The sequence below is a fragment of the Paenibacillus sp. 01L418 genome, from assembly GCF_056400045.1.
The window spans coordinates 1-11468 of record NZ_JBFTSN010000195.1; the positions used below are offsets into that span (position 1 = coordinate 1).

The 11468-nt window shown below is 44.1% G+C and carries 13 protein-coding genes; 10 read left to right on the forward strand and 3 right to left on the reverse strand.

The window, feature by feature from the left end:
* Positions 1-74 precede the first annotated feature (74 nt).
* The 7 genes from AC1DSE_RS20665 (at position 75) to AC1DSE_RS20695 (ending at position 7525) form a co-directional block, all read left to right on the forward strand.
* Positions 75-1418 (forward strand): sensor histidine kinase, encoded by a 1344-nt coding sequence (locus tag AC1DSE_RS20665; RefSeq protein WP_477509039.1) that lies wholly within the window; start codon positions 75-77, stop codon positions 1416-1418.
* Between the two features lie 96 nt (positions 1419-1514).
* Positions 1515-2696 (forward strand): polysaccharide deacetylase family protein, encoded by a 1182-nt coding sequence (locus AC1DSE_RS20670; protein WP_477509038.1) that lies wholly within the window; start codon positions 1515-1517, stop codon positions 2694-2696.
* A gap of 144 nt (positions 2697-2840) precedes the next feature.
* Positions 2841-4460: a copper amine oxidase N-terminal domain-containing protein gene (locus AC1DSE_RS20675; protein ID WP_477528113.1), complete on the forward strand. Its 1620-nt coding sequence runs from the start codon at positions 2841-2843 to the stop codon at positions 4458-4460.
* A 45-nt stretch (positions 4461-4505) separates the two neighbouring features.
* Complete coding sequence (locus AC1DSE_RS20680) at positions 4506-4853, forward strand: thioredoxin family protein (protein WP_477509036.1); 348 nt, start codon at positions 4506-4508, stop codon at positions 4851-4853.
* Positions 4854-5010: 157 nt separating this feature from the next.
* Entirely contained in the window at positions 5011-5940 is a 930-nt protein-coding gene (locus AC1DSE_RS20685) for a COX15/CtaA family protein (protein WP_477509035.1), read from the forward strand.
* A gap of 66 nt (positions 5941-6006) precedes the next feature.
* Positions 6007-6723: a Cthe_2314 family HEPN domain-containing protein gene (locus AC1DSE_RS20690; RefSeq protein ID WP_339204464.1), complete on the forward strand. Its 717-nt coding sequence runs from the start codon at positions 6007-6009 to the stop codon at positions 6721-6723.
* A 19-nt stretch (positions 6724-6742) separates the two neighbouring features.
* Positions 6743-7525: an SDR family oxidoreductase gene (locus AC1DSE_RS20695; protein ID WP_076267524.1), complete on the forward strand. Its 783-nt coding sequence runs from the start codon at positions 6743-6745 to the stop codon at positions 7523-7525.
* Positions 7526-7644: 119 nt separating this feature from the next.
* Here the strand turns inward: AC1DSE_RS20695 and AC1DSE_RS20700 are convergent, their stop codons facing one another.
* Positions 7645-7890 (reverse strand): NifU family protein, encoded by a 246-nt coding sequence (locus tag AC1DSE_RS20700; protein WP_054026871.1) that lies wholly within the window; start codon positions 7888-7890, stop codon positions 7645-7647.
* Positions 7891-7976: 86 nt separating this feature from the next.
* On the opposite strand from AC1DSE_RS20700, the gene AC1DSE_RS20705 reads away from it, so the two are divergent.
* On the forward strand, positions 7977-8249 hold the full coding sequence (locus tag AC1DSE_RS20705) for a YuzB family protein (protein WP_477528114.1): 273 nt from the start codon (positions 7977-7979) through the stop codon (positions 8247-8249).
* Positions 8250-8258: 9 nt separating this feature from the next.
* Here the strand turns inward: AC1DSE_RS20705 and AC1DSE_RS20710 are convergent, their stop codons facing one another.
* Entirely contained in the window at positions 8259-9326 is a 1068-nt protein-coding gene (locus AC1DSE_RS20710) for an NAD(P)/FAD-dependent oxidoreductase (RefSeq protein WP_477528115.1), read from the reverse strand.
* Between the two features lie 62 nt (positions 9327-9388).
* The gene (gene mqnE, locus AC1DSE_RS20715; RefSeq protein WP_477528116.1) at positions 9389-10492 is read right to left on the reverse strand and encodes an aminofutalosine synthase MqnE; all 1104 of its coding nucleotides are present in this window, start codon (positions 10490-10492) and stop codon (positions 9389-9391) included.
* 250 nt (positions 10493-10742) lie between these two features.
* Here mqnE and erpA point away from each other — a divergent pair, with 250 nt between their 5' ends.
* Both erpA and AC1DSE_RS20725 read left to right on the forward strand, forming a co-directional pair.
* Entirely contained in the window at positions 10743-11105 is a 363-nt protein-coding gene (gene erpA, locus AC1DSE_RS20720) for an iron-sulfur cluster insertion protein ErpA (RefSeq protein WP_339204459.1), read from the forward strand.
* Between the two features lie 121 nt (positions 11106-11226).
* Positions 11227-11468 (forward strand): hypothetical protein (locus tag AC1DSE_RS20725; RefSeq protein ID WP_477528117.1); only part of this gene is annotated, 242 nt, incomplete at its 3' end.

Here is an 11468-nt window from a genome sequence, read left to right on the forward strand (position 1 = left end):
CGCTATAGGCATCGTGTGAACCTCGTCTTCCACCTGCCTATTTAGATGCAAACCTCGCAAATGAAGGTGCTGAAATGATGAAGAAAAAGAACAAATTCAACTTAAAGGCAGCTGCAGCAAGTTTAGGAGCAGCGGTGCTGTTTGCTGTGATTGGCTGGATGCTGCTGTGGTTTATGTTAGATATAAAGCCATACGACAAAACAATTATATGGACAATTGAGAACATCGGATCAACGCCAATCGCAGCTGCTGCGGGTTTATTGATCTTTGTAATTTGCTACAGGAAGCTTGACCAACGTGGGGCGAGTGATAATCAGAAGGGCTATAAGTTTTTCCGTACCATTCGCTTATCCTTTATCATTGCTTTCTTACAAAGCTTAGGTCTTATGTTATGCTGCGTCATTGCAGGACATTTGCTTGCCTATTTTCTTATACAATACACATCGTATAATCGTACATTAATTTGGATCGTAAACAATATTGGTTCTGCCCCTGTCATTGCTATTTTTGGATGTCTGCTTTTTCTAGCGTTATTTTTCTGGACAAGCAGGAACATGATTAACTATTTGAAGGAAATCCGATTTGGCCTGCAGCAGCTGGGTGCTGGGGAGCTTGATTATGTTATTCCTGTCAAAGCGTCGGATGAGCTTGGAGAAATAGCAAGCAGCATAAATGGATTAGGCCAGCAATTCAATCAGCTGCTGCAGGATGAGCGAAATGCCGAGAAATCAAAAAATGATTTAATTACCGGTGTATCTCATGATCTGCGTACACCGCTTACGTCCATTTTAGGTTTCCTTGAACTGATCGATCAGGATCGGTATCAGGATGAGGTAGAGCTCCGATATTTCGTTAACATCGCCTATGAGAAATCGAAGCATCTGAAACGATTAATCGATGATCTGTTTGAATACACAAAGCTAAACAACGGCATGCCGCTGGAGCTTGATGAACTAGACATTGTCGGCTTCGCACTCCAGCTTACCGAGGAGTTCGTTCCAAGCCTAGAGAAGGCGAAGATGACCTGCAATATTCAAACAAAGGAAAACACATTGTTCATTATGGCGGACGGGAATATGCTGGCGCGCGCCTTCGATAATTTAATGACGAACGCCATTCAATATGGCAGCTCAGGCAAAATTATCGATTTGCAGATCGAGAATATAGAAGATCGAGCTGTCATTCGAGTTATTAATTACGGCGAGCAAATTCCGGCACAAGATGTTCCTTTTATTTTTGACCGCTTCTACCGTGTTGACCGATCACGATCTTCTGAATCGGGGTCTGGAGGAACGGGCCTTGGACTCGCGATTACCAAAAGTATTATCGAAGCGCAAAATGGACGAATATCGGTTAGCAGTTCCACTAAGGAAACGATATTCGAGATGAGCTTCCCGTTGGCGCATCTTGAAACTTAAGATTTCTTTAAGCATATGTTAAGCGGCTATAAACGCAGTCGATAAGATTTCTCCTCTACACTATCCATTAGTTGGGTAGTTGAGGGGGAAATCATAATGGATCAAAAGAAAAAAGCAGCGCTAGCAATCGTCATTGCTGTCGCTATGATGGTTGGATGGCTGCTGACAGGATGTTCAAATGAGAACAAGGTAAACAGCGTTCAATTGATAGTAAATGGTACAAAGCTAGAGGGCCAAGCACCTGCTATGATTCAAAACGACCGCTTGATGGTATCGGCGCAATATTTGGAGCAAGCGTTTGACAAGCAGTTTGATTTATTCAGTATGTCTTCTAGTAAAAAGAGTGTTTATTATTCAGAGCAGGTCGCCGTTCTTATGTATCATGATATCGCAAGAAAACCTCAGTCTGATGGCATTATTGCTGTGGAGCGGTTTAAAAAACAAATGCAGCTTGTGAAGCAAAATGGCTTTCAAGTTATTACTATTGAACAATATATTAACTTCATGCAAGGAAAAGGCCATGTGCCGGATAACGCGCTGTTGATTACATTTGATGACGGCTATGAAAGCTTTTATAAGCTTGCTTATCCGATTCTGAAGGAATATGGTTATCCTGCTGTCAACTTTGTAATCGTCTCGACGATCGATGACCGTACGAAGCCGGGAACGCCAAAGCTGACTTGGGATCAGATGAGGGAAATGCAGCAAGCGGGAATGAGCTTTATGAGCCACACCTTTGATATGCATCGTTATGGAGCAGTGAACGAACACGGTAATGAAGCGCCTGTCATGTCCAAGCTTAATTATGATAAACAAAAGAAAAAGATGGAAACAAAGGCGGAGTACGTTGAACGGTTGAAAAAAGATTTGCTTAGGGCTGGGGAGCGGCTGAAGAGTGAACTCGGCAATAAGGTGAGTGCACTTGCGTTTCCATATGGTGCTCATAATGAAGCTGTTTTGGAGCTGACAAAAGCGGTAGGTATACCTATTACGTTTACGACGAAAGAAGGCATTAACTCTAAGTTGCATCACAATAGTTTCCGAATCAATGGGGCAAGAGCAGGTGAAACCGAAGAAGAGCTTTTCCGTAAGTTGAAGGGCGATCATTCTGCTAAGCTGTTTATTGACGAGAAAGAGGTTCCTGGCATCCATTTCTCCGAGAAATCCGGTACTGAGGTGCATATGATTGCGTTGCGAGACATTGCAAATTATTATGATTGGAAAATCAATTGGCGTCGTGAAACAAAGCAAGTGGAAATTCAAACAAAACAGTCGTAATGTCTGCTTGTAAAAGGCTTGAAAATTCGACAAAACTAGTGCTTTCCATACATTTACAACAAATAGAGTCTCCTGTACAATGAGTAGAGTTTGTGAATAACAATAACCTGCTTATTGATGTTCGATAACAAAGGAGACGAGTGGATGAAATCATTTTTTGCAAGACCAAGTAAGTTATTGATTCTTTTATTAGCTTTAACACTTATTTTCGTTGCCGGTTGTCAAGCGGTTTCCAATCTTGATTTTAATACGGCGCTCAAAAATTCACTTAAAGTTACTTCAAGTGAAAGCAAGCAGTCGCTAGAATTTAAGCTCTTGCTAGATGAGGAAGCCTATGAAGGTGCTCCTGAAGAGGAACTTGCCATTATGAAGCTGGTTTCCAATATGAAGCTTCAACTGGATCATGTTAAAGCGCAGGACAGCTCAAATATCTCCATGGATGGAAGTCTCGTTTTTGGAGAAACGGCAAGCATTAAATTTTCATTGAAAATGTCTGACAAACTTGCTGTGATGGAGCTTGAGGGAGCAAAGCATCCTTTTGTGCTTGATCTGACGAGCGAGGGTTTGCTTGGTTTGACAGGGGTATCAGATTTGACAGTCTTGCCAGCGGGAGCAGCATCTACTGAAGCTCCGGCAGTTGATGAAGCGGCGCTAACTGCGCTTGGTCACCAGATGCTGGATACCATTGGCTCGTATGTTATACATAACCTGCCAAATCCAGAACGAATTGAAGTGAAGCCAGTAAATGAATCCATTAATGGTTCACCGACTTCATTGATGAAAGTGCATGTTGACCTTGATGGTCCTGAAATTTGGGCATGGGTGAAAAAATATGTTGATGCACTTGTTGCTGATCGTGTTGGTTTAGACAAGATGATAACAGGCGTGTTTGAGATTCTTCAGAGCAATCCAAATGTATGGGCAGCTGCAGGTACGATTAACCCATTTGAAGGCAGCGAATTAGATACTCAGGATCCTAAGGAAGCGATCAAGGAAGCAACGGACGCTATCGCTCTTCTCTTAACGGAGCTGCAGGGCGAGCTGAAGCTGCTTGAGGAAGAGCCGGATGAAACATTAGATGAAATTTTCAGCAAGGACCTAACCATCAAAGCAGATGTTTATTTCGATAATAAGCTAGATATGCGGAAGCAGGCCTATGAGCTTTCTTATGTTCCAACAGTGGACCTAGAATACGGTATTTTGCCGGTTAAAGGGCTGACAATCAAGGTTGAAAGCGAAACTTGGAATGTAAACGGCGATGTAAAGGCAGATGCGCCTGTAGCATCCAAGACGGATATTTCTGTAGATAAGCTTTTTGGCATGCAAGGTTATCAAGTATTGAAGCAATTTGATGAAAAATCATTTGCTTATGATTTATTGAAAAATAAATTGCATATCGGCAAGYAGAACATCACATGGTATCCTTCTGATTATTATAATCCTGTCATTTTGACTGCCGACAATATTACAATTATTCCTCTCCGCGATACGGTTGAGCAGTTGGGTGCTACCCTGACGTATGACGCAAAAACAAAAAGCTTAAAAGTTAATGATGGAGCTACAAATACGACCATTGTTCTAAAAAATGGCAGCGATACAGCCGTCGTTAACGGTAAAAATGTAAAATGGGCGTTCCCGGTAACTGTTATTAATGGTACGACATATGTGCCAGCGCGTAATTTGGCTGCAGCATTAAAAGCAAAGATTGGCTGGGTCGACATGGGCGAAGACATGAGAATATTTACGCTGGATCGGGAAGTCTAAGCAACATAAGATCATGTTAAATACAACGATGTGCAGAGGTGCGAGATGAAAAAGTTAACGACAGATGAGGCTTTCCGCGAAGCAGTGGCAAGCGAAGGGCTCACGATTGCAGTATTTAAGACGACTTGGTGCAAGGATTGCCATTTTATCGATCCGTTTATGCCGGATTTAGAACGTCATTATGAGGGCAAGGTTACTTTCATCGAGCTGGATCGCGACGATCTACCTGATCTTTGCTCCGAACTGAACATACTGGGCATACCGAGCTTTATCGCTTTCCGTGAAAGCAAGGAGCTAGTTAGATTCGTTAGCAAGCTGCGCAAATCACGCGAGGAAATCGAGGAATTCGTCGATCGTTCCATCCAAGTCAGCGATGCGCTGGCTCATAAGTAATCGTTAGTCCGCGCCTTGTGAGAATTCGTTCTCTCAGCGCGGGCTTTCCTTTTTTTCAGTGCTTCTACTTGAAGTGTCACATTTTCAACATGGCTTTTGCCTTTTTTTATGGCTATAATTGAACTGTTATTAAAACATGAAATAAGGTGATTTTATTATGGTAACCGGGCGTTTTCGCGCGTTAGCTCTCGCTGCGTGCATCGGAATGCTTCTTGTACTGCTCGGCGGAGCATTAGTGACGAATACGGATTCTGGACGAGGCTGCGGTGATGACTGGCCTTTGTGTCATGGCAAATTTATTCCTGCTTATACAATTGAATCCATGATTGAATATTCACATCGGCTTGTGACAGGTTTTGAAGGTCTTCTTGTTCTCGCAACTGCCGTTGCAATGTTCCGTAAATTTAGACAAAACCGAAAAAGCTACAAAGAGCCACTTTTTTATGCTGGCGGTGCATTGTTATTCACAATCATCCAAGCGTTAATGGGGGCGGCCGCCGTCATGTGGCCTCAATCRCCACCTATTATGGCCATACATTTTGGTATTTCCTTAATCGCTTTTGCAGCAACACTGCTGTTAGTTATTTGGACGTTTAGAGCGAAAGACGGACCGCCAGTGGAGTTTAAAGTACCGCGCTCTGTTTTCCCTCGCGTCCTGCTTACCGCTATCTTTTGTTACGTTGTTGTATATTTGGGAGCATTCATTCGGCATACGGAGTCTGGCGGCGGATGTCTAGGCTGGCCGCTTTGTAACGGTGAAGTAATTCCAGAGATTAGCGGAGCAACAGGAGCGGTATTTATCCACCGTGTGGCTGCTTTGCTGCTTGGTATCAGCCTTGCAGGATTGTTTCTCCATATTCGTAAGGTCAGCCATGGCGGAGCGGGATTAACGAAGCCTGCTGCGTGGACGCTCGGACTTGTCATTACTCAAATTTTCAGCGGCGCACTCTTGACAGCTACGATTACAAACTCAGAGTGGTTTCTGTTCACCAATTTATTGCACAATCTAATTGTAACCGGATTGTTTGGATTATTAATGGACATATTAATTCGTTCATGGCGCCTCAGAGAAGGGCGCAAAGGATAGTAAAAGCATTTGAAATGAAATGATCAAAGTCAGCTGTAAGCATGTAAATGTAGAAGGGACTGTTCGATGATGCTGCGTTTCCTGTTTGATGAACCCTTAAGAAAAGCGGAAGGAACCCTTGCAGAAACGTATCGTTTCATGGATCAGTTCATCTCCATTTTGTCCAAAAAAATGGCTGAGAACGGAGCTGACGTTCAAAAGCTGCGCAAATATGAGATTTGGACGCTTGGACTTCGTTCTTCATTGGACGAGCTAGAGCAAAGCCATTATGTCGCCCTTCATTTTCAACATAAAATTACTTCCTCATCTCTCAAACAAATGACAGATGAGGAACGTATCCATTATAATCGTTATATCTACTTTGATAAAAACGCTTTTATCCGTGTATTTTCTTTGCTGGATAAGCTTGGTACGTTCCTTAATGAGCTGCTCGATATGAGAACGGAGCGGATCAAGCCGCATTTTTCTTATTTCACCGTTTTGCGCAACATGCGGGAGAAGAAAGCTCATCCAGGGCTTACTTGGAAGCTGAATGATGTGAAGGAGAAATACAAGGAATCAACAACAAGGATGCGCAAGCGCAGAAATACCGAGATTCATTTTATGAACTCGGAGATGCAGGATGATCTTATTCAAAGCAGCCGTATGTACGGTGAAGAGATCAAGCTGGAAAATGTAGCAGAGCAATCCGCTGATTTGACGCAGGGTCTATATTTAGCGATGGAATCGCTGCTGCTCACGTATCAATACGCATGCGGATTGATGCGAAACAAGCAACCATAATCCCGAGGGGGGAAAACTCGTGGGACTCAAAGGGAAAACAGCATTAGTAACAGGCAGCGCTAAGGGACTCGGCAAACGAACGGCGCTCCAGCTTGCTGAGCAAGGCTGCAATGTTGTCATTAACTACTACGAGAGCGAGCTTGAAGCACAGCAGGTAAAGGCACAGATCGAGCAGCTTGGTGTAAAGGCAATTACCGTGCAAGCTGATATTGCTACGACTGAGGGCGTTGAGCGGCTTGCTGACGAGGCTGAGCGCTCGTTTGGCGGCGTAGATATACTGGTCAACAACGCAGGCCCATTTGTCCGCAAGCGGCGTCTATTCAGCGAATATGATGAAGAGACTATTATTAGACTGCTCCATGGCAATTTGTTAGGCGTTATGCTGCTGGATCATCGCCTGCTGCCTGGCATGCGTGAGCGCAAATGGGGACGTATCGTTCACTTTGGCTTCGGACATGCAGGAGAAGCGCGGGCTTGGCCGCATCGAGCGGTATATGCCGCAGCGAAGACAGGACTTGTCTCGTTTACGAAGTCGTTAGCAGTCGAAGAAGCACCGCATGGCATTACCGTTAATTTAATTGGGCCTGGAGATATTCGGGGCGTCAACAAGGAACGATCTATTGCTGAGGTTGAGGAAGACTACGATAAAGAATCGCCGATCGGACGTCCGGGTACTGGCGAGGATGTAGCGCGCGTGGTGCTGTTTCTATGTGACCGGCAATCGAATTTCTTAACGGGTAATGTAATTGATGTCACAGGCGGCTTTGATCCAATTGTCGCCAATATTAAAGGGATGTTCTGATCTTATAGGAATTAAAAAAAAGAGTCTTATCGTTAAGCTTCGGAGCTAGCTCCTATGMWGTCGATAAGACTCTTCATCATTTGTCATGCCTAGAGCAATCATGATTCGTTCTTATATTTTTAGAATACTTGAACGACTTCGATTACACCTTCAACTTCTTCGAGAAGTGCGCGTTCGATACCCGCTTTAAGCGTGATCGTCGAGCTTGGGCAGCTTCCGCATGCACCCATTAGGCGAAGCTTGATGATGCCGCCTTCAACATCGACTAGTTCAACATCGCCGCCGTCGCGCTGCAAAAACGGACGAAGCTTATCGAGTACGTCCAATACTTCATCGTACATCGTGTCTTGTACTTGTTCACTCATTGCAATCATCTCCTTTCTCCCCTATTATAGTACAAAGTGAAGCAATTGAAAATGGATAGTAACTTAGTAAAGTTAGGTGAAGCATCATGTTTAAAACAATGATTGAGTTTTGTGCCAGTAATATGCACCACGGCACTGATCGTATAATGCAATTATTTGAGCAAAATGATGAATACGAAGTAACCGAATATGGCTGCTTAGGCAACTGCGGCGAATGTTATTTAAACCCATTTGCGTTAGTTGAGGGTGCAATCGTATCCGCAGACTCGGTAGACGAGCTGTACGACAATATTTTGAAAGCCATTGAGCAGMAAAAGGCAGATCAAGATGAGCTGGATAAGCTGCTCGATGATTTGTAATACCATGTACTAGCCAAGGTGACGTTTAGATCTCCAAAGCACTCCACTCTTAACAAGGCGCGGCACACGGCCCATAATCGCGGTTCCGCCCATCAAGCCGAAGCCGCTTTTTTTGCCAAGTGAACCGAGAACGCCTTTTAGCTTGATTTTGCCAAGACGAGGTGTCTTATCATGCCAGATAGCCTGCAGGACCTCGGCAATTTGCTTGCCTTGGGCACCTGCGGCTTGACCGCTTGGCGACAGCGGCAGTGCCGCGCAGTCACCAACGATAAATACATCGGTATGATCCGGCAATTGATGGTATTCATTAATGATAAGTCTGCCTTGATTATCCTTCGGCAATTCCATTCGCTGCACAAGCGGTACAGGCTGGATGCCTGCTGTCCATACCGTTACGTCTGTATAAATAGGCGTTGAAGAATTGCCATCATGCAAAATACCGCCTTCGACTTTTGTAAGTCCGACATGGCCGCGCATTTCAACATGATGCTCTCCGAACCATTCCGCTACAAAGGATTGCAGCTTGCTCGGGAAAGCCGAGAGCACCTTAGGCCCGCGATCCAAAATACGAATGTTAAGATCAGGACGACTCTCGCGCAGTTCCGCTGCAACCTCGACACCGCTTAGTCCGCCGCCTACAATGGACACTTGGCCATAAGGTTTAACGTCATTGAGCTGAGCGTAGGTTTGTCTAGCGGCTGAGAAGGTCTGAATGCTCGTAGAATACTGCTCAGCGCCTTCAATCCCATGATATTTATCCGTACATCCAAGGCCGATCACAAGCCATTCATATTCCATTGATTCTTGACCTWCGATATGAACAAGCTTCAGCTCCATATCCACATCGGTGACCTCGCCGTAAGCGAGTGAAATTCTCGGATCAACTGGAAATTTTACGCGAAGCTCCAGGTCTGAAACAGTTCCTGCAGCAAGCGCGTAATATTCCGTTTTTAAGCCTTGAAAAGGCATTCGGTCAATCAGTACGATGGAAACATCGATCGGCAACTGTTTTTCTAAGAGCTCGTTAGCTATGGCAAGACCGCCATAACCTCCGCCCAAAATAATAAGTTTTCTCATATGATTTCCAACTCCACGTTTCTAGATGATGGTCTATTTTGTGCGTTCGTGTTGTAGATTACTCACTCGTAAACTTTAATTTCATTGTAAAAAGTATCGCGTTCCACCGGAATTCGTCCTGCGCCTTTAATGAGCCAAATGAGATCTTCGCGCGTTATGCCTTCAGGAGTTAGGGCACCTGCAGCATGACTGATTTTTTCCTTCACAATCGTGCCATGCGCATCCGATGCTCCCATCGTTAATGCGACTTGTGTAAGCTGTACACCAATGTTAATAAAGTAAGCCTTAATATGCTGGAAGTTGTCGAGCATCAAACGGCTGATTGCAATCGTCTTAAGATCCTCGAATGCTGAATTACGTCTGCGAATGCCGGCTCTTGGATTAATCGGCTGCATGGAAAGCGGAATAAATACTTGGAAGCCGTTTGTTTCGTCTTGAAGATCACGAATATGCATCATGTGGCGGATGCGGTCTTCTTTCGTTTCAAYTGAACCATATAGCATGGTTGTGTGCGTGCGCAGGCCTAGTTCATGGGCAGTCCGGTGAACCTGCAAATATTGGGTAACATCGGCTTTGTCTACACGCATTTTTTTGCGGTAATGATCTGATAATATTTCTGCGCCGCCGCCTGTTAGCGACTTCAGGCCGGCTTTCATGAGCTCCTCAAGCACCTCGCGGTAAGTCAAGCCGCTGATTCGGGAGAAAAAGTCGATCTCCGCAGCAGTATAAGCCTTAAGAGTTACGTCGGGATAACGCTCATTTAATGCTTTCAAAGAATCTACATAATATTGGAAAGGAACATTCGGATTATGACCGCCTACGATATGAAATTCCCGAACGCCAGGGTGGAAATGCTGTTCTACATATTCAATCATTTGCTCGCCGCTAAGCGTGTAGGAGCCTTCCTCGCCTTCATCCTTGCGGAAGTTGCAAAATGCACAATGGGCTTCACATACGTTCGTAAAGTAAAGACTCATGTTCTCAATAAAATAAACCTTCTTGCCATTTTTGCGCAGGGCAACTTCATTTGCGAGCTGTCCAATTGTAAGCAGATCGTCTGATTGATATAAGAAAACACCATCTTCAAGCGTTAAACGCTGCCCATGACGCACTTTTTCAATAATGTGCTGCATCTTTGTATCCTCTGTCGGTATTATAACGTTCATGGCTAAGCCTCCTGATTTAAGTAGTTTGTGAAAAAAATAACTTTCTTTTCCGATTAAAGAAGCTGTAACTATTATAAACCTCATACGTAGCAGGGGCAATAAGAAAAGTATTGGCATTTACACAAATTGTAAATTTCATTTGTGGGCATGCTTCTATTGAGCAACTGAACAAACTGGAGTATACTACAAATAAGTAAGTGAAAAGTAATCAGCAATTAAAACGAATGATGGATAAACGGAGGGATGTAGCATGATCACAATCAGTGATACAGCATCTGACAAAATAAAAGAAATGCTTGCTGAAGAGGGCGGCCCTGAAATGTTTTTGCGCATTGGCGTAAAAGAAGGCGGCTGCAGTGGTTTCTCTTACGGCATGGGCTTTGACGATGAAGAGCATGAAGGCGATAAGGCTTTAGATATGGAAGGCCTTAAAGTGGTTGTAGATGGAGAAAGCGTCAAATACTTAACCGGTCTTGTTATCGATTTTAAGGAATCGGCAATGGGCGGCGGTTTTACGATCGAGAACCCGAATGCAAGTGCAACTTGYGGCTGCGGTTCATCGTTCCGCACAGCGAAGGATGCAGGAAAACCAGCTGCAGCAGGCGAGTGCTAATAACGAGCGGTGAATGTTATCTTCCGAAATGCGTATGAAATTCATATGCATTCCGGAAGTTTTTTTTGTTGTCGGTTTGGCTTTAAGTCTATAAATCGATCATCTTGGGGGATAACAGCGCATGAAATTTATTCGTGATTATAGACAGTTTATTGAGGTAGGTTGTACATCATGCAATAGAAAGCATACAGTTCAAACAGACAACTATACGATTTCCTCAGAAGGCTATGCGTTTCATTCACCGATCCAATGTGCTTGCGGCCACATGGCGAGTACGGCAATAAAGGACAAGAGAACATGGACAACCATGAAAACCGAAAAAAATGAAATGATGAAAAGAAATAAAGCGACGACGATTAAGCT